This is a genomic window from Amycolatopsis sp. lyj-112 (assembly GCF_046549055.1).
Taxonomy (GTDB): Bacteria; Actinomycetota; Actinomycetes; order Mycobacteriales; family Pseudonocardiaceae; genus Amycolatopsis.
In genome coordinates, this window is record NZ_JAJPWS010000004.1 from 455604 (window position 1) to 479476 (window position 23873).

General features: G+C 69.4%; 24 protein-coding genes. 14 read left to right on the forward strand and 10 right to left on the reverse strand.

Annotated elements, in window-relative coordinates:
• The first annotated feature begins 19 nt into the window (after nt 1-19).
• Nucleotides 20-1150: a UDP-N-acetylglucosamine--N-acetylmuramyl-(pentapeptide) pyrophosphoryl-undecaprenol N-acetylglucosamine transferase gene (locus ACLJRL_RS17895; protein WP_410657317.1), complete on the forward strand. Its 1131-nt coding sequence runs from the start codon at nt 20-22 to the stop codon at nt 1148-1150.
• Here the strand turns inward: ACLJRL_RS17895 and ACLJRL_RS17900 are convergent.
• Both ACLJRL_RS17900 and ACLJRL_RS17905 read right to left on the reverse strand, forming a co-directional pair.
• On the reverse strand, nt 1113-2204 hold the full coding sequence (locus tag ACLJRL_RS17900) for a sensor histidine kinase (RefSeq protein ID WP_410657318.1): 1092 nt from the start codon (nt 2202-2204) through the stop codon (nt 1113-1115). The genes ACLJRL_RS17895 and ACLJRL_RS17900 overlap by 38 nt on opposite strands.
• Nucleotides 2197-2892 (reverse strand): response regulator transcription factor, encoded by a 696-nt coding sequence (locus tag ACLJRL_RS17905; protein ID WP_410657319.1) that lies wholly within the window; start codon nt 2890-2892, stop codon nt 2197-2199. The genes ACLJRL_RS17900 and ACLJRL_RS17905 overlap by 8 nt, the downstream gene beginning before the upstream one ends.
• Before the next feature lie 87 nt (nt 2893-2979).
• Between ACLJRL_RS17905 and ACLJRL_RS17910 the strand changes: the two genes are divergently transcribed.
• Entirely contained in the window at nt 2980-3477 is a 498-nt protein-coding gene (locus tag ACLJRL_RS17910) for a M15 family metallopeptidase (RefSeq protein WP_410657320.1), read from the forward strand.
• Nucleotides 3478-3711: 234 nt separating this feature from the next.
• On the opposite strand, the gene ACLJRL_RS17915 is transcribed toward ACLJRL_RS17910, so the two are convergent.
• A complete protein-coding gene (locus tag ACLJRL_RS17915) occupies nt 3712-5055 on the reverse strand; it encodes an MFS transporter (protein ID WP_410657321.1) in 1344 nt (447 codons plus the stop codon).
• Nucleotides 5056-5155: 100 nt separating this feature from the next.
• Here ACLJRL_RS17915 and ACLJRL_RS17920 point away from each other — a divergent pair, with 100 nt between their 5' ends.
• The 8 genes from ACLJRL_RS17920 to ACLJRL_RS17955 all read left to right on the forward strand — a co-directional run bounded on the left by ACLJRL_RS17920 (nt 5156) and on the right by ACLJRL_RS17955 (nt 13326).
• Nucleotides 5156-5647, forward strand: a complete 492-nt coding sequence (locus ACLJRL_RS17920; RefSeq protein ID WP_410657322.1) for a MarR family winged helix-turn-helix transcriptional regulator — start codon at nt 5156-5158, stop codon at nt 5645-5647.
• 52 nt (nt 5648-5699) lie between these two features.
• Nucleotides 5700-6623 (forward strand): hydroxymethylglutaryl-CoA lyase, encoded by a 924-nt coding sequence (locus tag ACLJRL_RS17925; RefSeq protein WP_410657323.1) that lies wholly within the window; start codon nt 5700-5702, stop codon nt 6621-6623.
• 30 nt (nt 6624-6653) lie between these two features.
• Nucleotides 6654-7379, forward strand: a complete 726-nt coding sequence (locus tag ACLJRL_RS17930) for an enoyl-CoA hydratase/isomerase family protein (RefSeq protein WP_410657324.1) — start codon at nt 6654-6656, stop codon at nt 7377-7379.
• Nucleotides 7376-8563, forward strand: a complete 1188-nt coding sequence (locus tag ACLJRL_RS17935) for a CaiB/BaiF CoA transferase family protein (RefSeq protein ID WP_410657325.1) — start codon at nt 7376-7378, stop codon at nt 8561-8563. The genes ACLJRL_RS17930 and ACLJRL_RS17935 overlap by 4 nt, the downstream gene beginning before the upstream one ends.
• Nucleotides 8563-9321: an enoyl-CoA hydratase/isomerase family protein gene (locus ACLJRL_RS17940; protein WP_410657326.1), complete on the forward strand. Its 759-nt coding sequence runs from the start codon at nt 8563-8565 to the stop codon at nt 9319-9321. Before ACLJRL_RS17935 ends, ACLJRL_RS17940 begins: the two co-directional genes overlap by 1 nt.
• Nucleotides 9318-10895 (forward strand): AMP-binding protein, encoded by a 1578-nt coding sequence (locus ACLJRL_RS17945; RefSeq protein WP_410657327.1) that lies wholly within the window; start codon nt 9318-9320, stop codon nt 10893-10895. Before ACLJRL_RS17940 ends, ACLJRL_RS17945 begins: the two co-directional genes overlap by 4 nt.
• The gene (locus ACLJRL_RS17950; RefSeq protein ID WP_410657328.1) at nt 10892-11872 is read left to right on the forward strand and encodes an NAD(P)H-dependent flavin oxidoreductase; all 981 of its coding nucleotides are present in this window, start codon (nt 10892-10894) and stop codon (nt 11870-11872) included. Before ACLJRL_RS17945 ends, ACLJRL_RS17950 begins: the two co-directional genes overlap by 4 nt.
• 122 nt (nt 11873-11994) lie before the next feature.
• Entirely contained in the window at nt 11995-13326 is a 1332-nt protein-coding gene (locus ACLJRL_RS17955; protein WP_410657329.1) for an MFS transporter, read from the forward strand.
• A 7-nt stretch (nt 13327-13333) separates the two neighbouring features.
• On the opposite strand, the gene ACLJRL_RS17960 is transcribed toward ACLJRL_RS17955, so the two are convergent.
• Nucleotides 13334-14101: a GntR family transcriptional regulator gene (locus ACLJRL_RS17960; RefSeq protein WP_410657330.1), complete on the reverse strand. Its 768-nt coding sequence runs from the start codon at nt 14099-14101 to the stop codon at nt 13334-13336.
• Nucleotides 14102-14225: 124 nt separating this feature from the next.
• Between ACLJRL_RS17960 and ACLJRL_RS17965 the strand changes: the two genes are divergently transcribed.
• Both ACLJRL_RS17965 and ACLJRL_RS17970 read left to right on the forward strand, forming a co-directional pair.
• Nucleotides 14226-15095 carry an aldolase gene (locus ACLJRL_RS17965; RefSeq protein WP_410657331.1) on the forward strand — a complete coding sequence of 290 codons (870 nt, stop codon included), beginning with the start codon at nt 14226-14228 and terminating at the stop codon, nt 15093-15095.
• Between the two features lie 29 nt (nt 15096-15124).
• Nucleotides 15125-16618, forward strand: a complete 1494-nt coding sequence (locus ACLJRL_RS17970; RefSeq protein WP_410657447.1) for a CoA-acylating methylmalonate-semialdehyde dehydrogenase — start codon at nt 15125-15127, stop codon at nt 16616-16618.
• A 25-nt stretch (nt 16619-16643) separates the two neighbouring features.
• On the opposite strand, the gene ACLJRL_RS17975 is transcribed toward ACLJRL_RS17970, so the two are convergent.
• The 6 genes from ACLJRL_RS17975 to ACLJRL_RS18000 form a co-directional block, all read right to left on the reverse strand.
• Entirely contained in the window at nt 16644-16829 is a 186-nt protein-coding gene (locus ACLJRL_RS17975) for an inositol monophosphatase family protein (protein ID WP_410657448.1), read from the reverse strand.
• A complete protein-coding gene (locus ACLJRL_RS17980; RefSeq protein ID WP_410657332.1) occupies nt 16820-17062 on the reverse strand; it encodes an NAD(P)H-binding protein in 243 nt (80 codons plus the stop codon). Before ACLJRL_RS17980 ends, ACLJRL_RS17975 begins: the two co-directional genes overlap by 10 nt.
• A gap of 78 nt (nt 17063-17140) precedes the next feature.
• Nucleotides 17141-17617, reverse strand: a complete 477-nt coding sequence (locus ACLJRL_RS17985) for a DUF4190 domain-containing protein (protein WP_410657333.1) — start codon at nt 17615-17617, stop codon at nt 17141-17143.
• 77 nt (nt 17618-17694) lie between these two features.
• Nucleotides 17695-18501: a MerR family transcriptional regulator gene (locus ACLJRL_RS17990; RefSeq protein WP_410657334.1), complete on the reverse strand. Its 807-nt coding sequence runs from the start codon at nt 18499-18501 to the stop codon at nt 17695-17697.
• A 50-nt stretch (nt 18502-18551) separates the two neighbouring features.
• Nucleotides 18552-19739 carry a serine hydrolase domain-containing protein gene (locus ACLJRL_RS17995; RefSeq protein ID WP_410657335.1) on the reverse strand — a complete coding sequence of 396 codons (1188 nt, stop codon included), beginning with the start codon at nt 19737-19739 and terminating at the stop codon, nt 18552-18554.
• A gap of 80 nt (nt 19740-19819) precedes the next feature.
• Nucleotides 19820-21322, reverse strand: coding sequence for a SulP family inorganic anion transporter (locus ACLJRL_RS18000; RefSeq protein ID WP_410657336.1), 1503 nt, complete (start codon nt 21320-21322; stop codon nt 19820-19822).
• Between the two features lie 163 nt (nt 21323-21485).
• On the opposite strand from ACLJRL_RS18000, the gene ACLJRL_RS18005 reads away from it, so the two are divergent.
• Both ACLJRL_RS18005 and ACLJRL_RS18010 read left to right on the forward strand, forming a co-directional pair.
• Nucleotides 21486-23138: a WXG100 family type VII secretion target gene (locus ACLJRL_RS18005; RefSeq protein ID WP_410657337.1), complete on the forward strand. Its 1653-nt coding sequence runs from the start codon at nt 21486-21488 to the stop codon at nt 23136-23138.
• Between the two features lie 111 nt (nt 23139-23249).
• Complete coding sequence (locus tag ACLJRL_RS18010) at nt 23250-23861, forward strand: dihydrofolate reductase family protein (protein ID WP_410657338.1); 612 nt, start codon at nt 23250-23252, stop codon at nt 23859-23861.
• The last annotated feature ends 12 nt before the right edge of the window (nt 23862-23873 follow it).

Here is a 23873-nt window from a genome sequence, read left to right on the forward strand (position 1 = left end):
CGAGGTTGACAGAGAAGGCATGCAGATACGACCGGCACAGACATCCCGGCCGCGCGTCGTGGTCGTCGGCGGCCATTCGGCCGGGCACATCGAGCCCACGATGAACCTCGCCGACGCGCTGCGCCGGCTGGAGCCGTCGGCCGAGATCACCGCCCTCGGCACCGTCCGCGGCCTGGACACCACGCTCATCCCGGCCCGCGGCTATCCGCTCGAACTCATTCCGCCGGTACCGCTGCCGCGCAGACCGAATCGGGCTCTGCTGCGGACACCGGGCAGGCTGCGCGACTCGGTGCGGGCGGCCGGGGCGGTGCTCGACCGCGTGCGGGCTGAGGTCGTGGTGGGCTTCGGCGGCTACGTGGCCGTGTCGGCCTACCTCGCCGCCCGCGAGAGAGGTTTGCCGATCGTCGTCCACGAGGCGAACGCCCGGCCGGGAGTGGCCAATCGGCTGGCCGCCCGGATGACGACACTCGTGTTCACCGCCGCGCCGGGTGTCCGGCTGGCGCACGCCACCGCCATCGGGATCCCGCTGCGGCCGGCGATCACCGGTCTCGACCGGCCCGCGCTGCGCGACGCCGCCCGGCGACGGTTCGGCCTGCGAACCGACGGGCCGGTACTGATGGTCACCGGCGGTTCGCAGGGCGCCGTGACGATCAACGCCGCGGTGTCCGGCGCGGCCGCGGCGTTCCGGGCGAGCGGCGTGCAGGTCCTGCACATCACCGGGCCGCGGCACGGGGTCGAGGTGCCGGGCAACGGCCCCGGCGACCCGCCCTACGTCGTCATCCCCTACGTCGACGAGATGCAGTACGCCTACGCCGCGGCCGATTTCGTGCTCTGCCGCTCGGGAGCGATGACGTGCGCCGAACTGGCCGCTGTCGGCCTACCGGCCGCGTACATCCCGCTCCCGGTGCGCGGCGGTGAGCAGCGGCTGAACGCCGAACCGGTCGTCGCGGCCGGTGGGGCGCTGCTCGTCGACGACGCCGGCTTCGATCCGGCCTGGATAGAGACCACCCTGATCCCGGTGCTCACCGATCCCGGGCGGATCGCGGCGATGTCGGCCCGCGCGTCGACGGCCGGCGCGGCGGATGCGGACGTCGTCCTGGCCCGGCACGTGCTCACCGCGGTCGCCGAGCGACGGGCAGCCGCACCGTGACGCGAAGCCCTCCAGCGGCCCGGGGCGTGAGAGTCAGGCTTCCGTTGTGGGCTTGCGCGACGCTTTTGACGATCGCCAGTCCGAGTCCGACACCCGCGTCGTCGGCGCGTACGCGTTGGGTGCCGCGCTGGAACGGTTCGGTGAGGGTCGAGACCAGCTGCGAGGTGAGCTTCCCGCCGGTGTTCTCGACACCGAGCACCACGGACCCGGGGTGCTCGGTGGTGGTGACCCACACGGTGCCCTGATCCGGCAGGTTGTGGACGATCGCGTTGTGCACGAGGTTCGTCGCCATCTGCAGCAGGAGCGCAGGTGAGCCGGTGGTCGGGGTGATGTCGCCGGAGGTCTCGAGGGTGACGCCGTACTTTTCCGCGAGGTGAAAGAGCGTTTCGGTGGCTTCTTCCGCGATGAGGGAAAGGTCGACGCGTTCCCGGGTGAAGGACCGTTGGCCGGCGTGGCTGAGCAACAGTAAGGCTTCGGTGAGGGCGATCGCCCGGGTGTTGACGACGCGGAGGCGTTCGTCGATCCCGCTGGTGGCGCGGTCCGGATCCTTGGCGGCGAGGTCGAGAAGAGTCTGCGTGATCGCCAGCGGGGTGCGCAGCTCGTGCGAGGCGTTGGCCGCGAATCTCTGCTGTTCGGCGACATGTGTTTCGAGCTGCGAGAGCATGACGTCGAAGGTGTCGGCGAGTTCGCGGAACTCGTCTTCACGGCCCGGCAGCCGGATGCGATGGGAGAGCGATCCGGCCGCGGCCCTGCGGGTGGCGTCGGTGAGGTGAGTCAGCGGGGCGAGCATCCGGCCGGCGAGAATCCACCCGCCCACGAGACCGAATACCAGCAGGGCGACCATCACGATGGCCATGAACGGGACGAAGGCGCGCACGAGGACCGAACGGTTGATCTTGAAATCACCGGAGTCGATCTGGATCCAGCCGTGGGGCAGGAAGTACAGGTAGAAGACCAGCACGGCCGCGAGGAGCAAGGCACCCGCGAACACGAGGAAGCCGGCGTAGCTGAGGGTGAGTTTGAGGCGAGCGCTCAAACCGGGTGCCCTATCCACGCTCGCCTCCCCCGCCTCCGGTGTCCGGTGCGGTGTCGACGCGGTACCCGACGCCGGCCACGGTGGCGATGATCCAGGGTTCGCCGAGCCGTTTGCGCAGGGCTGAGACCGTGATGCGCACGGCGTTGGTGAACGGGTCGGCGTTCTCGTCCCAGGCCCGTTCCAGCAGCTCTTCGGCGCTGATCACACCTCCTTCGGCGGCGACGAGGACTTCGAGAACGGCGAACTGCTTCCTGGTCAGCGCGACGTAGCGGCCGTCGCGGTAGACCTCTCGGCGGAACGGATTCAGGCTCAGGCCCGCGATCTCTCGCACGGGTGGCCTGTTGTGGGCGCGCCTGCGGTCGAGTGCCCTGAGGCGGAGCACGAGTTCCCGGAGTTCGAACGGCTTGGTGAGGTAGTCGTCGGCGCCGAGTTCGAACCCCGAGGCCTTGTCGTCGAGACGGTCGGCGGCGGTGAGCATCAGGATCGGCATGCCGCCTCCGGAAGCGACGATGCTTTCGGCGACCTCGTCCCCGGAAGGCCCGGGAATGTCCCGGTCGAGGACGGCGATGTCGTAGGCGTTGATGCTCAGCAGTTCCAGAGCGGTGTCGCCGTCACCGGCGATGTCGGCGGCGATCGCTTCGAGGCGCAGCCCGTCACGGATGGCCTCGGCCATGAAGGGCTCGTCCTCGACGACCAACACACGCATGCTCCGATGCTACGAGCAGCCGCATATCGTCGGCCTATCGAAAACCTCATACGGGCCGGCAACAGCGCATTGCCTTGATTTGGAGGCATGACATCTTCGGCCGTTCGGCGCGCACTCGGCAAGGCCCATGGCGCTGTCCCTGACCCCGTCACCGTCTTCGATGACGGGATTCCGGCGGTGGCCAACCTGGATCCCGAGCTGCTAGGCGCCCTGCGACGAGCAGCGGGCGATGCCGCGGACGACGGCGTCGAATTCTTCGTCAACGGCGGCTGGCGCTCCCCCGAGTACCAGGAACGGCTGCTCCACGAGGCGGTCTCGAAGTACGGCTCGGAAGCGGAAGCCGCCCGCTGGGTGGCCACCCCCGAAACGTCCGCCCATGTGTCGGGCGACGCCGTCGACATCGGGCGTTCCGAGGCCAGGGCATGGCTGTCCGAGCACGGCGCCCGGTACGGGCTGTGCCAGATCTACCGCAACGAGCCCTGGCACTACGAACTGCGCCCCGAAGCCATCGACGGCGACCGTCCGCCGATGTATGCCGACCCGACGCACGATCCGAGAATGCGGCGCCGACCCGGACGAGCGTGACGCCACCGTCCGATGAAGGGCGAATGACCATGGCAGGCTTCACGCGATTCAGGCGGTGGATCCGGGTTTGGACCGCGGACCCCGGCCGGGCACGATCGCTTCGACGCGTTCCATCACCAAGGCGAACGACATGATCAGCAACGGGATCACCAGCACCATCCACATGATCCTCTGGTACCCGAATTCGGCGGAGGGCAATCCCCGGACACTCAAAGTTCCCCTTCCCTGACCGGCCTACGGGCGTTTCTCCTTGAGGTCCTTCGCTTTCACGCCGACCAGCAGCACGACGACCGCGAGCAGCACGATGCCCGAGCTGATCACCAGACCGAGCGACAGGCTGCCGGTCGAGGCCTGGATGAAGCCCAGCAAGGACGGAGACGCCGCGGCCGCGAACGAGCCCATCGACGTCACCACCGCGATACCCGTCGCCGCCGCCCGTTCGCTCAGGTAGATCGACGGGATCGAGTAGAACACCGTCAGGCCCGAGTAGTGCGCCGCCGCCATCACCGCGAGCAGCAGGACCACCACGACGACGTTGCCGCCCGAGAACGCCAGCGTCAGCATCGCCACGGCCGCCACCAGCCAGCTCACCGCCGCGTGCCAGCGGCGCTCCAGGGTGCGGTCGGAGTGGCGGCCGACCACCAGCATCACGACGATGCCGAGCAGCGGCGGGAGAGCCGAGAACAGTCCCAGGTTCAGCACGTCACCGACGCCGGCCTCGGCGATGATCCGCGGCGTCCAGAACGACACGGCGTTGGCCAGCGTGTAGGCACCGCAGGCGCACAGGCCGAGGATCCAGACCTTCGGGTCGCGCAACGCCGAAAGCAGGCCGCCGTGCCGCTCCGGCGTCTCGTCCTTGCCGCGCCGGTCGGCGTCGAGGTCGGCCCGGACGGCGGCCTTCTGCGCCGGTGTCAGCCACTTCGCCTGCTCCGGCTCGTCGACCAGGAAGAACGCCACCAGCAGAGCGAGCAGGATCGGCGGGATCCCCTCGATGAGGAACAGCCACTGCCAGTCGGCCAGCCCGGCGACGCCACCGAACGAGTGCATGATCCAGCCGGACACGATCGAGCCGATCACGCCGGAAACCGGGACGCCGATGAAGAACACCGCGGTCATCCGCGTCCGGCGTGCGGACGGGAACCACCGGGACAGCAGGTAGAGCGCTCCGGGGAAGAAGCCCGCTTCGGCGACGCCGAGCAGGAACCGCGCGATGTAGAACGTGGTCTCGTCGCGCACGAACATCGTGACGATCGTGATCACGCCCCAGGTGGCCATGATCCGGACCAGGGTCTTGCGGGCGCCGATCCGCGCCAGCAGGGCGTTGCTGGGGACCTCGAAGAGGATGAACCCGACGAAGAACAGCGTGACGCCGAGCCCGTAGACGGCCGAGCCGAACCCGAGGTCGCGCTTGAGGCCCTGCTGCGCGATGCCGATGTTGGTGCGATCGATGAAGCTGACGACGTAACAGACCACGAGCAGCGGCATGACCCGCAGGGCGATGGTCCGGTACGTCGACGCGCGGTCGACGCCGGCCACCGGGGTTTCGGGCCGTCCGGTGACGGCGGGTGGTTCGGCCATCGCTACTCGACTCCTTCGTCAGGCGGGGCGTGCGGCGCCAGTGTCGACATCCGGTGTTGAGTTTGTCAACACTGGATCGGCAACGGCTACGATGACCGGCATGGCGGAACGCGCGGACGGCCGAGACCTCGAGTCGATCTCCGGACTCCTCTCCTACCGGCTCTCACGCACGTCATCGGCGATGTCACGCAGCGCCGCGCTGCGCTACCGGCGGGAGTTCGACGTCAGCCTCGGCGAATGGCGCGCGATCGCCCTCATCGCCGCCGACCCCACACTGACCCTCAACCGCCTCGCCCGCCGCGCGGGCCTGGACAAAGCGCAGATGAGCCGGGTGGTCAGCCGCCTGACCGAGCGCGGCCTGGTCGACCGGACAGCAGGCTCGGGCCGCACGTCGCAGCTCGCCCTGACCGGCGAGGGCACCCGCGTCTACCGCGGCCTGATCGCCGCGGCGAACGAGCGCGACGCGGAGTTCCTGGCCGCGCTGACCCCCGAAGAGGCGGCGACCTTGAGTGGCGCGCTGGACAAGCTGGCCGACCTGGCCCTGGCCGTCGAAGAACGTGAGCGGGCCCACCCGGACGACATCAGCTGTTGACTTTATCAACACTGATGCGTAGATCTGGAGCCATCGACGAGGAGGTGGCCCGATGTCCGACGCCGTCACGATCTGCGAGTGCTTCGCCCGCGACGGGCTGCAGCACGAACCGGAGTTCGTGCCGACCGCGACGAAGGTCGCGCTGCTCGATTCCTTCTCCCACGCGGGGTTCCGGCGTATCGAGGCGACCAGCTACAGCCACCCGGAACGGGTACCCGGCTTCGCGGACGCCTCCGCCGTCCTCGCCGCGATCGCCCGCCGCCCCGGCGTCGCGTTCAAGGCGACCTGCCCGAACCCGCGCGCGGTACGGCGCGCCCTCGACGACCTCGACGCCGGGCACGGCGCCGAGGAGCTGAGCCTGCTGGTCTCGGCCAGCGAAGCCCACACCGAGCGCAACCTCCGCACGTCGAGAGCCGGGCAGTGGAAGCGGATCACCGAGATGATCCGGCTGGCCGACGGCAGGTTCCGGCTGGTCGGGGTCGTCTCGGTGGCGTTCGGTTGCCCGTTCGAGGGCGCCGTCGACCCCGGCCGGGTCGCCGAGGACGTGGCCCGGTTCGCCGATCTCGGCGCCGACCTGGTCACCCTGGGCGACACCACCGGCGTCGCCACCCCGCCGTCCGTCCACGCGTTGTTCGCCCGGCTGGAGCGCGAACATCCCGGGCTGCCCGTGGTCGCGCATTTCCACAACACCCGCGGCACCGGTATCGCCAACGCCGTCGCGGCGCTGGAAGCCGGCTGCCGCGACTTCGACACCGCGCTCGGCGGCGTCGGCGGCCACCCCTCCGCCATCCGGTACGGCGCCGGGCTCACCGGCAACGTCTGCACCGAGGACCTGGCCTGCCTGTTCGACGCGATGGGCGTCGACACCGGCCTCGACCTCGATCGGCTGGCCAAGGCGTCGGCCGCCTGCGAAGAAGCACTCGGCCGGCCCCTGCACAGCATGGTCGCCCGCGCCGGGTTCACCCGCGCAGCTTGATTTGATTTCCGACCCGACCCAGGAGAACCCGTGACCGTCCCCCTCGCCGTCGAGGACCACGGCCCCGTCCGCGTCCTGACGCTGAACCGGCCCGAGAAGCTCAACGCCCTGAACACGGCGCTGACCCGCGAGCTGAGCGAAGCCTTCACCGCCGCCGACGCCGACCGCGACGTCCGCGCCGTCGTGCTCACCGGCGCCGGCCGCGGCTTCTGCGCCGGCGCCGACCTCGGCGAGTTCACGACGCTGACCCCCGACCAGCCGGACGCCGTCCTGGAACGGGCCGCGCTCACCGCCAGACTGCAGGTGCAGGCGCGGCAGCTGCGGGTCCCGGTGGTCTCCGCGGTCCGCGGCGCCGCGGTGGGTGGCGGGGCCGGGCTGGCGATCGGCGCCGACATGGTCGTCGCCGGGGCCGACCTCAAGTTCGGCTATCCCGAGCTGAAGCACTCGATCGTCCCGGCGCTGGTCATGACCGGCCTCGTCCAGCACCTCGGCCGCAAACTCGCGTTCGAACTGGTCAGCACCGGACGGCTGCTCACCGCGGCCGAAGCCCTGGGTCACGGGCTGGTCAACCGCGTCGTCGAGCCGCAGGAGGTACTGCCCACCGCGCTGGAGATCGCCGAACACTGGGCGAAGGTCGAGCCGCGGGCGATCGCCGCCGCGAAAGACCTGTTCTACCGCGTCGCGGACCTGCCGACCGACGCCGCGATGCGCGCCGGCCAAGACGTCAACGCGCTGATGCGGGGGTTCCGCGCATGACCGGCCCGCTGGCCGGCGTCACCGTCCTGGACTTCTCCCGTGTCCTCGCGGCTCCGCTGGCGACGCAGGTGCTCGCCGAGCTCGGCGCCACCGTCATCAAGGTCGAGCGCCCCGGGTCCGGCGACGAGACCCGCGGCTTCGAACCCCGGCTGCCCCAAGGGGAAAGCGCCTACTTCTTCGCCTTCAACCGGGGCAAGAGGTCAATGACGCTCGACCTCAAGAACCCCCGCGGCCAGGAGGTGGCACGACGTCTGGCCGAGCGTGCGGACGTCGTCGTCGAGAACTTCCTGCCCGGCGCGATGGACCGCCTCGGCCTCGGCTACGCGGACCTCTCGGCCGAGCACCCCGAGCTGGTCTATGTCTCCGCGACCGGGTTCGGGCAGACCGGCCCCGACCGCGACCGCAAGGGCTACGACACCGTCTTCCAGGCGCTGTCCGGTGTGATGGCGATGACCGGGGAGCCGGCCGGGCCGCCGTCGAAGACCGGGATCCCCGTGGCGGACATGACTTCCGGGCTCTGGGTGGTCATCGCGGTGCTCACCGGGCTGGCCGGACGCGCGGCGTCCGGCCGGGGCCGCCACCTCGACGTGTCCATGATGGACGTCCAGCTCAGTCTGCACGCGCTCAACGCGGCCCGGCTCTTCGCGCTGGGCGAGGACCCGGTCCGGTCCGGCACCGAGCATCCGGGCCGGGTGCCTTCGGCGGCGTTCCAGGCGGGTGACGGCGAATGGCTGCACATCAGCGGCAGCGACCAGCACTGGGGTCCACTGTGTACCGTCCTCGGCCTTGAGGAAATGGCCGCGGATCCCTTGCTGCGAAGTAATTCCGGCCGGGTCGAGCAGCGCGCGCGGGTGATGAAGGCGCTGCGCGGCGCCATCGCGCGGCACGACCGGGACGCGCTCGTGAAGGAACTGCGGACAGCCGATGTCCCGGCCGGCGCGATCCGTTCGGTGCGGGAAGCTCTCGCCGACCCGCACGCCCTCGCCCGCGGCGTCGTCGGCGAGTTCACCCACCCGGCCGAGGGATCGTTCCCGGCGCTGCGGACGCCCCTGCGTGAGACTGCCGGGGACGCCCCGGTTCCCGGGGTTCCCCCGCTTCTCGGCGCCGACACCGAGGACGTACTGACGGAGCTGGGGCTCGAAGCCGCCGACATCGAAGGCCTCCGGGCCGCGGGGGTGATCTGATGACCGAGCGGGTGCACCTCGAGGTGACCGAGGGGATCGCGCGGGTCGAGCTCGCCCGGCCCGAGGCACGCAACGCCCTCGACCTGCCGATGTGCCACCAGCTCCGGGAAGCGTTCGACGAGATCGACGCTGACGGCGGTGTTCGCGTGGTACTCCTGAGCGGACGTGGGCCGGTGTTCTGCGCGGGTGCCGATCTCAAGGAACGCACCGGCAAGGACGCCGCGTGGGTCCGGCGCCGCCGGGTCGCCGCGTTCGCCGCGTACTCGGCGATCGAGCGATGCCGGGTGCCGGTGGTCGCGGTGGTCCAGGGCGCGGTTGTCGGCTCAGGCGGCGAAATCACCCTTGCCGCCGATTTCGCGCTCGCCGCCGAGGGCACCGTCTTCCGGTTCCCCGAGCCGCACTGGGGTACCGTCGGCGCGACCCAGCGCCTGCAGCGCGCGATCGGCAAGCGCCGGGCCAAGGAGCTGCTGTTCACCAACCGCGCGCTCGACGTCGCCGAGGCCGCCGACCTGGGCATCGTCACCCGCGTCGTCGCTCCGGACAAGCTCGCGGCGGCCGGGGACGAAACGGCGGCGAGCATCGCGAAGGCGCCACCGCTGGCCATCGCGCTCACCAAACGCGCGGTCGACCTCGGCTCGGAAACCGACCTGGACCGCGGGATCCGGATCGAGCTCGCCGCCATCGAACAGTGCCTCGCCGACGGCGGCTGGCGTGACGGCGTCGCCCGCTTCACCGCCGGGAACGGAGAAGACCAGTGACCGCGCTGCGCACCGCCTGCCCGCTCACCACGCACGAGGTGCTGGCCCGCGCGGCCCTGCTCGCGCCGGATGTCGAAGCCGTCGTCACCGCCGAAGAGCGGATCACCTACGGCGAGCTCGCGGCCCGGGTCGAGCACGTCCGCGCCGGGCTGGCGGCCGCCGGTATCGGCCGTGGCGACCGCGTCGGGATCTGTCTCGGCAACGGTCCGGACTGGGTGACGCTGTTCCTGGCCGTCGGGTCGGCGGGCGCGGTCGCCGTGCCGGTCAACACCCGGTTCACCGCCGAAGAGGTGCACTACACGCTGGCCCACGCCCGCGTCCGCACGCTGTTCGTCGCTTCACGGGTGCTCAACGTCGACTTCGCGGCCATGCTGGCCGAACTCGACCTCGATTCCTTGCCCGCGCTGGAATCCGTTGTCGTGCTCGGCGACGAAGTCCCCGCGTTCGCGACCTCGTGGCCGGACTTCCTCGCCGCGGACGACGTTCCCGAGCCTGCCGCGACGCCCGACGACGTCCTGCTCGTGCAGTACACCTCCGGCACGACGTCGCGGCCGAAGGGCGTCCTGCTCACGCACCGGAGCATGTGCGCGAACGCGTTCTTCTCCGGCGCGCGGATGGGGCTGCGCGCGGGCGACCGGTTCCACTCGGCGCGGCCGTTCTTCCACGTCGCCGGCAGCACGCTCTCGGTGCTCACGTCGATCCAGCACGCCACGACACTGGTGACGATGCCGAAGTTCGAGCCCGCGGAAACCCTGCGCCTGCTGGAAACCGAGCGCTGCACGCACTTCTCCGGCAACGACACCATCGCACTGCTTCTGCTCAACCATCCCGATCGCGCGCGGCGCCGGCTGTGTCTGCGCGGCGCCTGGGTCGCCGCCTCCCCCACCGTGATCCGGCGGGTCATCGACGAGCTCGGCGCGCGGGAATGCGTTGCGGGGTATGGACTTTCCGAAGCGTCACCGAACGTCGCCCAATCGGCGTGGTGGGAACCCGAGGAAATCCGCGCGTCCGGCGCGATGGCCGTCGAGCCGGGGGTGGAGGTCCGGATCCGCGCGTTCGGCGACGACCGCGACTGCGACCCGGGCGAGCCGGGCTCGGTCCTGGTGCGCGGCTGGAACGTGATGGCCGGTTACCTCGACGACCCGGTGAAGACGGCCGAGACGATCGACGCCGACGGCTGGCTCGCGACCGGCGACGTCGGCCTGCTCGATGAGACCGGCCGCTTCCACTTCACCGGCCGCACCAAGGACATCATCCGGGTCGGCGGCGAAAACGTCGCGCCCGCCGACATCGAGGACACCCTGCACCGGCACCCCCTCGTTCAGCAGGCGGCCGTCGTCGGCGTCCCGGACGCCCGGCTGGTGGAAGTGCCGTTCGCGTTCGTCGTGCTGACCGAGCCGGCCGTCACCGAGGCCGAACTGCTGGCGTGGGCGCGTGAACGGATGGCCGGTTTCAAGGTGCCACGGCACCTGCGCGTCGTCGACGGTTTCGAGGGCATCGGGATGACCGCGAGCTCGAAGGTGCAGAAGAACCGGCTGGCCGCCCACGCCCGAGCCCTCCTGGAGCAGGCGTGACCCGCATCGAAACCCCGGTGACCCGGCTGCTCGGCACCGACCTGCCGATCGTGCAGGCGGGAATGTCGTGGGCGTCGTCGTGTTCCGCGCTGCCGCTGGCCGTTTCGAACGCGGGCGGTCTGGGCGTGGTCGCGGCGGGGCCGATGCGGCTACCCGATCTGGACCGCACGCTGGCCGAGGTGGCCGCCGGCACGGACAAGCCGTGGGCGGTGAACCTCCCGCTGTACCGCGCCGGCGCGGACGAGGTGATCGACCTCCTGCTACGTCACCGGCCGCCGGTGCTGATCGCGTCGCAAGGCGGGCCTCGGCGATACCTGGACCGGTTCCACGACGTCGGCGCGCGGTGCCTGCACGTGGTGGCCGGGGTCGAGCACGCGCGAAAGGCCGCCGACGCGGGCGTCGACGCCCTGGTCGTCGTCGGGGCCGAAGCCGGCGGTCACCCGCCGCCCGCGATGGTCGCGACTTCGGTGCTGGTGCGGGCAGTGGCTCGGGCGGTCTCTCTGCCGGTGATCGCATCCGGCGGGATCGCGGACGGCGCCGGCCTGGCGGCGATGCTCGCGCTCGGCGCGGGCGCGGCCCAGTTCGGCACCCGGTTCCTGGCCAGTGTGGAAGCCACGGTCCACGACGCCTACAAGCGGGCGGTGCTCGAAGCGGGCGTCGACGCCACCCGCACGGTGGGGCGCGGCCTCGGTGTCATCCGCGCCCTGGACAACGACTTCACCGCGCGGATGCTCGAACTGGAAGCGGCCGGCGCCGAAGAAGCGTTGCGGCGCAAGATCTTCCAGGCTTCGACGCTCAAGGACGCCGCGCTGCACGGCGACGTCTCCGGGGGCAAGGTCGAGGCAGGTCAGTCCGCCGGGCTCGTCGACGACGTCCTGCCCGCGGCCGAGATCGTGGCCAAGATCGTGCGGGAGTACCGGGCGGCGCGCGAGGCGCTCCCGCCGATCGACGACAATTCTGGCAGCCGATTGAGCTGATCAACACCGCTCGTCCGCGGATCGTGCTTACCTGGACGGGGAAACTCCCCGCCTGGTTTCGGAAACCGTCCGAACGTCCCACGTTCCGCCCGACACGGTTTCCCTGGACGAAGCGAGAACGAATGTCGCCCACCAAGCCCGATCCCCGAGGGCCCGCGACCCACCCCGCACCGGCAGTCAGTGATCTCACGCGCCGGCGCGCCCTTCGCGCGTCCCTCGTCGGCACGGTCGTCGAGTACTACGAATTCACCATCTACGGCTTCCTCGCGGTCGTGTTCGGCCCCTTGTTCTTTCCCTCCGCCTCACCGGCGGCCGCCACGCTCTCGGCACTCACGGTCTACGGCGCGGGATATCTGGCCAGGCCGCTCGGCGGCGTGGTGTGGGGCGTGCTGGGTGACCGCTTCGGGCGCCGCCCCATCCTGATGGCCACCCTGCTGGTGATGGGGATCGCGTCCTCGCTCATCGGGGTGCTGCCGACCTACGCGTCCATCGGCCTCGCGGCGCCGATCCTGCTGCTGGTCCTCCGGCTGTTCGCGGGTTTCTCCGCGGGCGGGGAATGGGCGGGCGCGCTGACCTACATCACCGAAATGGCGCCGCCGCGCAAACGCGGGCTGTACGGGTCGGTTCCCGCCATGGGCGTGGGCATCGGATTTCTGTCGGCCGCTCTCGTGGTGGCCCTGGTATCCGGCAGCGGTCTCGACATGAGCACCTGGGGCTGGCGGATTCCGTTCCTGGCCTGCATTCCGCTCACCGTGGTCTGTGTGGCACTGCGCTACCGCCTCGAGGACTCCCCCGAGTTCACGGCCATCGCCGAGTCGGCCGAGGGCGTGAGCCGGACACCGGTGCGGGACACGGTGCGGCAGCACCCGCTCGACGTGCTGCGCGTCATCGCGCTGACGATCGGCGTCCTCGGCCCTTCGACCCTCGGCAAGCTGTACATCGCCATCTATCTGGTGCAGGAGAAGGACTTCCCGCCGGTCCAGGTCTACACACTGCTCGGGCTGGCGCTCGCGGCGACGGTCTGGCTCTTTCCCGTCATGGGCGCGAAGTCCGACTCCATCGGCCGCCGCCCGGTCGCGTGGCTCGGCCTCAGCGCGTCGGTGATCCTGCCCGTGCCACTGTTCCTCTACGTCGATTCGGCGGGCAGCCTCTGGGCCGTACTCCCGGTCCTGCTGGTTTATCTGCTCGTCGAACCGTTCGTCTCGGCGGCGGTCTTCACCAGCGTCGCGGAGTTCTTCCCCGCCCGCACCCGGTTCACGGGTATCTCCATCGGGCTCAACCTCGGCACCATCGTCGCGGCCGGCTTCGGTCCCGCGATCGCCACCTCGCTCGTCGCCGCCACCGGCTGGGCCGGGGCACCGGGCGTCTGGGGTACGGCCTGTGCGGTCATCGGCCTGGGCGCGCTGGCCGTCACCCGGGAAACGAATTCACCGCAGGATCAGGGAAGTCCGTGAAGGCGACCTAAAGGGTATTGGTGAGCGACAGGTTGAACGAGTAGCGCGAGGCGCGGTAGACGTGCCAGCCGTACTCGACGACCCGGCCCGTGTCGTCGTAGGTGGTGCGCCGCATGGTGAGCAGCGCCGCTCCCGGCTTCTCCCCCAGCAATTCGGCGTCCTCCTCGGTCGCCAGACGCGCACCGACACTCTGCTGGGCGGCGTGCAACCGGATGCCCGCGGAGCGCAGCAACTGGTAGAGACCCCTGTCCCGTAGTTCGTCGTCGCCCGGGTCGACGATGCCGTCGGGCAGGTAGTTGTTCATGATCGCCAGCGGTTCGCCGCCGGTCGAACGCACCCGCTTCAGCCGCCGGACCCGCGTCAGCCCCGGCGTCTCCAGCCCTTCGACCGCGTCTTCGCCGGCAGGTTCGACGCGGTTGACCAGGACCACGGTCTCCGGTTTGTCACCGAGCTCGCTGAGGTCGTCGAAGAGGCTGCTCAACCGCAGTGGACGGTCGACCTTCGTGCGGACCACCTGGGTGCCGACCCCGCGTTTGCGCACGAGCAGACCCTCGTTGACCAGTGTCTGAATCGCCTGACGGATCGTCGGCCGCGACAGATGCAGCCGCGCCGCCAAGTCGACCTCGTTGTCCAAGCGCCCACCCGTCGGCAACCTGCCGTCCTCGATCGCGGCACGAAGTTGCCGGGCGACCTGCGAGTACAGCGGCTCCGGGCTGTTCGGATCCACCACGATCTCGCCCGGTTCCCAGGCCTCGGACAGTGGAAGCACGTTCATCGTGCGGAGCCTACCGGGATCGTTTTCAGATCAGCATGACACTATGTCCGTATGTCTTGACAAAGTCTCGTCAGCTTGCGAGGGTCGGGAGACCAGGTACAACGCAAGTCGGGAGAAGCTCAGAGTGTCCGACACAGTTCAGCGGATCGTCGCCAAACGGGTACACGACCCGAAGGCGATCGCGGAGGCCGCGACGAACCGGATCCGGGCGAAGTCGCCGTTCAACGACAAGGGCCGCACGATGATCATCGCCGCGGACCACCCCGCCCGCGGCGCCAACGGCGTCGGACCGGACCCCCTCGCGATGGCCGACCGCGGCGAACTCCTCGACCGGCTCTGCCTGGCACTGGAACGCCCCGGCGTCACCGGCGTGCTCGCGACCTCGGACATCATCGACGACCTGCTGCTCCTCGGCGTACTCGACGGCAAGACCGTCATCGGCTCCATGAACCGCACCGGCCTCGCCGGGTCGAGCTTCGAAATCGACGACCGGTTCGCCTGCTACGACGCCGACGCGATCGAAAGAATGCGCTTCGACGGTGGCAAGACCCTCACCCGGATCTGCCTGACCGACCCGGCGACACCGAACGTCCTCGAAAACACCGCGAAGGCGATCAACGAACTCGCCGACCGGAAACTGATCGCGATGATCGAGCCGTTCCTGTCCGACTGGGTCGACGGACGCCTCCGCAACGACCTCTCCCCCGACGCCGTGATCCGTTCGATCACCATCGCCTCCGGCCTCGGCCGCACCTCGGCCTACACCTGGCTGAAACTCCCCGTCGTCAAGGAAATGGAACGCGTACTCGCCTCCTCGACACTGCCCGCCGTCCTGCTCGGCGGTGAGGTCAAAGACCCCGACGCCGCGTTCGCCGCCTGGCAACAGGCACTCGCGCTCCCGACCGTGCAAGGCCTCGTGGTCGGCCGATCACTGCTCTACCCCCACGACGGCGACGTCACCAAAGCCGTCGACATCGCGGTGGGGTTGCTGTGAAAGAAGCACTACCTGTGAAGGGCAACGCTGTGAAGACCATCGAACACTGGATCAACGGCACCGCGACACCCGCGGGTTCGACTCGCACCGCGCAGGTCTACGACCCGGCGACCGGACGGCCGCAGTCGCACGTCCTGCTCGCTGAATCGTCCGATGTGGACACAGCGGTCGCGGCGGCGGCGAAAGCGTTCGAGTCCTGGGGGAATTCGTCGCTGTCGCAGCGGACCAAGGTGATGTTCGCGTTCCGCGAACTGCTGGTGAAACACGAGGACGAGCTGGCGCGGATCATTTCTTCCGAGCACGGCAAGGTCATCGACGACGCCCGCGGTGAGATCGTCCGCGGCCGCGAGGTCGTGGAATACGCGTGCGGGATCGCGGACGCGTTGAAGGGCGGCTTCTCCGACCAGGTTTCGCGTGACGTGGACGTGCACAGCTTCCGGCAGCCGCTCGGAGTCGTCGCCGGGATCACGCCGTTCAACTTCCCGATCATGGTCCCGTCGTGGATGCACCCGATCGCCATCGCGACCGGGAACACCTTCGTGCTCAAGCCCAGCGAACGGGTCCCGTCCGCGTCGAGGCTCGTGGCCGAACTGTACGCCGAGGCCGGCCTGCCGGACGGGGTGTTCAACGTCGTCAACGGCGACAAGGTCACCGTCGACGCGCTCCTCGACCATCCCGGCATCGCCGCGGTCTCCTTCGTCGGCTCGACCCCGATCGCGAAATACGTGCACGAACGCGGCACCGCGACCGGCAAGCGCGTACAAGCCCTCGGCGGGGCCAAGAACCACGCCGTCGTACTCCCCGACGCCGATCTGGAGTACGCCGCGAACCATCTGACCGCGGCCGCGTTCGGCTCCGCCGGGCAGCGCTGCATGGCGATCTCCATCGGCGTCGCCGTCGGTGCGGCGGGCGACAAGCTGGTCGAGATCCTCAAGCGCAAAGCCGGCGAGGTCAAGGTCGGCCCCGGGCACGAGGACGGCAACGACATGGGCCCCGTCATCACCCAGGCCGCGCAGGAGCGCGTCGCCGACGCCGTCACCACCGGCGCGGAACAGGGCGCGACCGTGGTCGTCGACGGCCGTAGCCTCAAAGTCGAGGGCCACGAAGAGGGTTTCTTCGTCGGACCGTCCCTTTTGGACCACGTCACCGCGGAAATGGACGCCTACCGCCAGGAGATCTTCGGGCCGGTACTCGGCATCATCCGCGTCGACACGGTGGACGAGGCGATCGCGCTGATCAACGCCAACCCCTACGGCAACGGGACCGCGATCTTCACCGCCGGCGGCGAGGCCGCCCGGAAGTTCCAGCGGGAGGTCAAGGTCGGCATGATCGGCGTGAACGTGCCCATCCCGGTACCGATGTCCTACTACTCCTTCGGCGGCTGGAAGGACTCCCTCATCGGCGACAGCCCCATCCACGGCCCCGAAGGCGTCCACTTCTACACCCGCGCCAAGGTCGTCACCACCCGCTGGCCGCACACCGGCGCGCACACCGCCGCCTTCACCTTCCCCACCTCCAGCTGACACCGAAACAGGGTCCGGACTTTCCTTAGGAGGTAAGGACTTCCAGCGCGGCGGCGTGCACACCCGGCGCCGCCGCGAGGTAGCTCTCGCTGGCGGGTTCCCACAGTTTGCCGTCGAGGTCGGTCACGACGCCTCCGGCCTCCTGGACCAGCAGTACGCCTGCCGTGTGGGAGCGGACGTTGTCGAACTGCCAGGCGCCGGTCAGGAGAATCCCGGCCCGTCCGTGCCGAGCGCGGAAAGAACCACGGAACCCCCGTCCACGACGGCGGCGATACCGGCCGCGTCGTTCACGTCGCCCGCCACTTTGCGCAGGTTCGGCGAGTCGGGCAGGGCGATCCGCTCGGGATCACGCGCGATCGCGGTCACGGTGTGACCACGTCGCAGCGCCTGCCGGGTGAGGGCGATTTCGGTCTGGCCGGAGGCCGCGAGGACGGTGAGGTTCATACCGAAAACGTTAGGCAGCCCCACACTTAACATCAAATGCAAGTATCTGAATTGATGATTTACCCAGACGCAATTAGCTCACGGCTGGTAAGTGCAGAAGGCGCCGATACTGTTGGACTGCTCCACGACCGTCTTACCGTCGACGGTGATCTTGCAGGTGCTGTCCTTGGTGCCCAGCTTGAAGTCGACCGGGCTGACGCTGACCGAGGTGAATGTCAGGTCGTCCATCGAAAGGATCTGGCGCCAGGTCTTGCCCTTCTCCAGCACCTCCTGGGAGTTCGCGGAGAACCCGCTGCTCCACTGCAAATTCGACTTCGCGGCCGTGGTGACTTCCAGGACGATGGTGTGCTCGGCCGAGGCCGCGGCGGGCGGGGCACCCTCCGCCTCGATGGCGGGCGGAGCGGCCTGGGTCGGCAGGCCGTTGGCGGTGTCGTTGACGGCCTTGCCGAACGCGGCCGTCCAGATGACACAGATGACGAGACCGATCGCCGAGAGCACGACCGCGGTGATGGCCATGCCCTTGTTGCTGGCCTGTCCCCGGCTCGCACGCTGCATTCCGACGATGCCGAAGATCAGGCCGACCAGGCCGAGGACGAATCCGGCCCGCCTCTAGTGTCGTTCGGTGCTCGCCGTCATTGATGAGGGATGGGGACGCCCGCGGCGCGCAGTCTGGCTTCGACGAGCGCGTTCAGCCGTGCCCAGGTCGTCGTTGCCTGGTCTTCGCGGTGGTGATTGATCAGCCCGTACCGAGTGACCGCGTCGGGCCGGGGCCGGAATCCCGTCGGCACCGCGAGCAGCTCACGGTCGGCCAGCAGGTTGTCGGCCAGCGCGGACGCCAGTTCGTCGATCCGAGGGTCCTCCGGATGCCAGGACCTCGCGTCCCAGCCGCGCTTGATCAGGTGGACGAACTCCGGGTCGTCGAGCCGATGTTCGAGCTGGGTAACGAAGAGGTCGAAGAGCTCCGGCTCCAGCGCCCTGGCCAGCACCAGGGCTTCCCGTTGACCGGCCACGTAATCAGGATCGAAGCCGAGATCGGTGAGCCGGTCCAGGATCGCGAGAGCACGGTCGGGCAGCAGGAGCCGCTCACCGTCGGCGAGCCGCCGCAGTGTGTCGCGCCGGGCGATCAGGTCGGCGATCCGCTCGGTGAGACGCCGTTCGACGTCGACGAGTCCGGCAGCGAACTGCTCGGCGTCGGCGTCGAGCAGCGGCCCGGCTTCGGCCAGCGGTACCCCGGCGGTGGCCAGGGTCCGGATCTGGACCAGCCGAAGCAGGTCGGTCGATCCGTACCGCCGGTAGCCGGACCTGTCGCGTCGTGGTTCGTCGAGCAGCCCGTGCCGGTGATAGTGCCGCACGGTCTTCACCGTGACCCCGGCGAAGGCCGCGGCCTGGCCGATCGTGACGCCGCCGGTCGGTGTGACCGAGTCGGTCGAGGAAGCCATGCGACGAGTGTGAAGCCTGACCCGAGGTCAGGGTCAACCCGCCCGTCCTCTCACCGGCCGGCCCGCGCGCCGCAGAACACCTCCTTGAGGAGTCCGTCCAACGCCGCCGGGAACTTCTTTTCCAGATCGATTTCGGCGTCCCCGCCGGTCACCGACGCGGTCAGGGTCTTCCCGCCGTCGGGCGTGCTGTACATCAGCGCCCCGTAGCCGACGGTGTTGCCGTTGTGGAAGAAGACGGTGCCGCCGCAGTTCGGACCCAGGTCCTGCACGCGCACCCCCAGTCCGAAGCCGTAGCCGTTCGGAGGTGTCTTGCGCATCTCGGCCAGCAGCGGGGCGGGCAGGAGCGCGCCGCTCATCAGCGCGGAGAAGAACGTGTGGAGATCCCGGGTCGTCGAGATCATGTCACCGGCGCCGAACAACAGGGAAGGATTCTGAAGGGTGACGTCGACCGTCTCCGGCCGGCCGGCGTCCTGGTAGCGGTAGTAGCCGTGGGCGTGTGGCGAGGGAATCCCCGGCCAGGCGCCCGGCACCACGGTGCCCGAGAGCCCCAGCGGCCGGAGGATCCGCCGCTTCATCTCCTCGGCGAGGGAGTGGCCGGTGACCTTCTCGATCAGCAGTCCGGCCAGTGTGTAATTGGTGTTGGAGTAGTTCCAGGCCGTCCCCGGCGCGAACAGCGGCGGCTTGGCCAGCGAGAACCGGACCAGTTCCTCCGGCCGGTAGGTGCGGAACCGGTTGTCCACCCATTCCTCGCCCGCCGAGGGGAGCCCCGGCCTCGCCGTCCCGTCGGGATAGACGTCGCCGGTGTGGTTGAACACCCCACTGGTGTGCTGCAGCAGCATCCGCACCGTGATCCGGCCGTCCAGCCCGAACCGCGGCAGATAGCCGGCCACGGGGCTGTCCAGCCCGATCTTGCCCTCCGCCACGAGTTGCAGCACCACGGTCGCGACGAAGGTCTTGGTGTTGCTGCCGATCCGGAAGTGGCCGCCCGTCGACGGTTTCGCGGTCTCGCCCAGCTTGCGCACCCCGGCGCTGCCCGCCCACTCGCCTCGCTGATCGTGCACGCGCACCTGCACCCCGGCGAAACCGATGTCGACGAATTCCTGGACGGCCTCCTGCAGCCCCGGCCTGGCGGCCTCCGCCCCGGGTGCGGCCGCACCGGAAAGCAGAGCGACAGCCAGCGCGGTGACCGCCACTCGCCGGAAACCCCGCCGAACCGGGGAAGTGATTTTGTTCGTCATACGGCCAGACTCCGGCCTGACCCAGGGGCGGGGTCAACACCTTTCGCCGCGGCGCACGCCTCCAGCCCTGATGAGTCGCGTCAGTGGCCGCCGGTGAGTTCGCCGGAGAGCCTGCCGTGCATCCGGGCGCTGTGCTTGTTCAACCCGACGATTTCGACGGTCTTGCCCCGTGACCCGTATTTGGTGGTGATCGCGTCGAGTGCGGCGACGGTGGAGGCGTCCCAGATGTGGGCGTCGGTGAGGTCGATGACGATCTTGTCCGGGTCGGTCGCGTAGTCGAATTGGTAGACGAGGTCGTTGCTGGAGGCGAAGAACAGCTCGCCGGTGACGGTGTAGACGATCTGGGTGCCGTCCGGGCCGACCACGCCGTCGACCTCGACCAGGTGCGCGACGCGGCGCGCGAAGATCACCATCGCGGTGATCGACCCGACGACCACGCCGATCGCGAGGTTGCCGGTGGCCACCACGACGGCCACGGTGACGACCATGACGATGATCTCGCCCGCGGGCATCCGCTTGAGCGTGGCGGGAGCAACGCTGTGCCAGTCGAACGTCCCGAAGGCCACGAGCACCATGACCGCTACCAGCGCGGCCATCGGGATCTGGGAAACGAGCGGCCCGAAAGCGATGCACAACACCATCAGGAACGTCCCGGCCAAGAACGTCGACAGCCGGGTGCGGGCACCGGCGGTCTTCACGTTGATCATGGTCTGGCCGATCATCGCGCAGCCGCCCATGCCGCCGAAGAAGCCGGTGACGATGTTGGCGACACCCTGACCGATCGCTTCCCTGGTCTTGTTGGAGTGGGTGTCGGTGATGTCGTCGACCAGCTTCGCCGTCATCAGCGACTCCATCAGCCCGACCAGCGCGAACGCGAGCGCGTACGGCGCGAGCAGGCCGAGCGTGCCGAAGGTGAAGGGCACGTCCGGAACGCCGAGGGCAGGCAGTGACGACGGGAGCGCGCCCTTGTCCCCCACCGTCGGGACCGCGATCCCCGCGGCGATCGTCAGCGCGGTCAAGGCCACAATGGACACCAGCGGGGCCGGAATCACCTTGGTCAGCTTCGGAAACAGCACCATGAGCACGAGACCGGCCGCGAACAGCGGGTACACCGGCCACGGCACGTCGATCAGTTCCGGCACCTGCGCCATGAAGATCAGGATCGCCAGCGCGTTGACGAAGCCGACCATGACGCTGCGCGGAATGAACCGCATCAACCGGGCCACCCCCAGCGAGCCGAGCACGATCTGGAACAGGCCGCCCAGGATCACCGTGGCGATCAGGTAGTTCAGGCCGTGCTCGCGCGTCAAGGGGGCGACCACGAGCGCGATCGCGCCGGTCGCGGCGGAGATCATCGCCGAACGACCGCCCACGATCGAGATCACGACCGCCATGGTGAACGAGGCGAACAACCCTACGCTCGGGTCCACGCCCGCGATGATGGAGAAAGAGATCGCTTCCGGGATCAACGCGAGGGCGACCACCAGCCCGGCCAGGATCTCGGTACGGGCGACCTTGGGCGACAACCACGACGGGCGCGAACCGCGCAGGCGCGTCGACGCCCGGGAGACAAGACTCGACACAGACAGACAACCTGACTTTCTCGGGCACCCCGCGGCGCCACCGGCCGCACTCCCGCTTCACAGTACTGTCGGCCCCCGACCGTCTCAGCGGTGGTGGAAGGTCGTGGGAACCGGTGTTCGCCCGCCCACGTCAGAACGCGACCTACCGCCCGAGGAGGAGCCGATGCCGTTCCTTGATCCCGAACCGCTCTACGCCAAGCTCACGTCGGGCGACGCGGCGGGCATCGCCGAGGTCGGCGCCACCATCGCCGACGCCAAGACGTCGTTGCAGACCGTCGCGGACGGGATCTCCGACGGCGCCCTGCGAGCGGCGCGGTCCTGGCGCGGCACTGCGGCGGCGGAGTTCGTCGGTAAGGCGAAGGAGTCATCGCGGGCCGTCGCCGAGGTGTATGGACAGCTCCACACCGCGGAGTCGGCTCTCAAGGGTGCTGCCAAGGCTTACTCCGCGCTGCGGACGTCGGCCGAGTCGGCCATCGCGCCCTGGCGCAAGCTCGGCCTGAGCGACCTCCTCGAAGCGCCGGAAATCGCCCTGCGGACCGTCCGGGCGCTGACCGTCGCCCAGCAGACCTACGAAAGCAAGCTGAACGCGCTGGCGGCCACGACCGACGGCGGCGGTGGCGGTGGCGGCTGGGACAGTGACGGCAACGCCGACATCAGCGGTGTCGATCCGGGGCAGCCGTGGACGTCCCAGGGCTTGGCCTACGACGGCAAGAACCTGCTCGTGGGCTCGTACCACGACGGCAATGGGGACGGGGACGGCGACAGCCCGATCGATCCCCGGCTGACGCCGAGCCGGCTGACCTACGTCGACTACGAGACCGGCGAAGAAACGGGGAACGTCTACCTCAATGGTGACGGCAAAGTAAGCGCGCCCACGCATACAGGGGGCGTCGCGACCGACGGCGAACACGTCTGGGTGTCGTCCGACGAACACGTGTACGTCTACGACAAGGCCGAACTCGACGCGGCACAGGACAGCGGCGTACCGGTCAACGCCGTGGACGTGGTCCCGACACCTGCCCACAGCTATGTCACCTACGCCCAGGGCAAGCTCTTCGTGGGCGACTACGGCAACAACCGGCTGTACGAAATCCCCGTCGGCAAGAACGGCTCACCCGAGCCGGACAAAGCCGGGGAACCGATCGAGACACCGAACAACGTGCAGGGTGTCGTGGTGCGCGACGACGAGTTCATCTTCTCCTCGTCCGATGGGCACAGCGGCAAGTTCTACAAGCAGGACCGGACGCCGGAGCTGTTCGACTTCAACGATCGCGAAGAAATCGAGCTGAAGGGCGGCGAGCCGGGCAACGACGACGGCTACGACTCGCACGGCGTCGAAGAAGCCGTCGAGATCGACGGCGAAATCGTGTTGGCGCACGAATCCGGCGCCTACGGCTACCAGAAGAACCCGGGCTCGAAGTGGGACGAGCCCGAGCTGACCAGGATCTCCCTGGATGAGCTGGGCCTCGACCCGGACGGCGCGCTCTCCTCGGCGGAAGCCGGGTACGAAACCGATCCCGACTCGCTGGTCGGTGCCGCGGGTGTCCTGGACGGGGCGACGTCGGCGTTGAGCGGCGCGGCCGGTTCGATGTCGCGGCTGCAGCTGGTGCCCCACCTGCTCGGCGACGTTCCCGCCGCCATCACCTTCAGCGACACGCTGACCGAGCACATCACCGCGGCCGGCGACCGGCTCACCGCGGGGGTGGAAACGGTCGGCGGCATCGCGGACAGCCTGGTCACCGGCGCCGACACCTACCGGCGCATCGAGGACGGGATCAGCGAAGGTTTGGACAAGCTCGGCAAACTCCTCCCCTGACGGAAAGTTCTCCGAAGAATTCCGGGAGCCGGTGTCGGATCGGGTCGGTGGTGTTCGTAGCAGGGGTGAGGCCGCCCGCGAGGGGCGGCGCCGAGGTGAGGAACCCCGATCATGAAGCTGACCACCATGACCCAGATCACCCTTGATGGAGTGACGCAGGGAAACGGCGGCGCGTCGGAAGAGGACCGCAGGAACGGATTCGAGCGCGGCGGATGGGCCCGTGGGGCGGGTGACGACGAGACCAGGGCGTTCATCACGCGGACCTACCAGCGTGCCGAAGCGTTCCTGTTCGGCCGGCGCACCTACGACTTGTTCGCCGGTTCCTGGGGATCACTCGACCAGATGCGCGCACATCCCGTCGGCGTGGCCTTGAACGAGACCCCCAAGTACGTTGCCTCGACCACGCTCACCGATCCAGCGTGGCCGGGCACCAGCGTCCTGCCCGGCGACCTCGCGACCGCCATCGCGGAGCTGAAGGCCAAGCCGGGGGGTGAGCTGCAGGTGCACGGCAGCGGCACCCTGATCCGGTGGCTGCTGGCGAACGATCTGATCGACGAGGTGACGCTGATCGTGGTACCGGTGATTCTCGGCCAGGGCGCGCGGTTGTTCCCGGAGACCGGCCCGGATCTGGCGCTCGACCTGGTCGAGTCGCGCGTCGACTCGAAGGGCGTGACGATTCAGCTCTTCCGGCCTGCCGGGCGCCCGCGGTATGCGACGGCTTGAACTGCACCCACG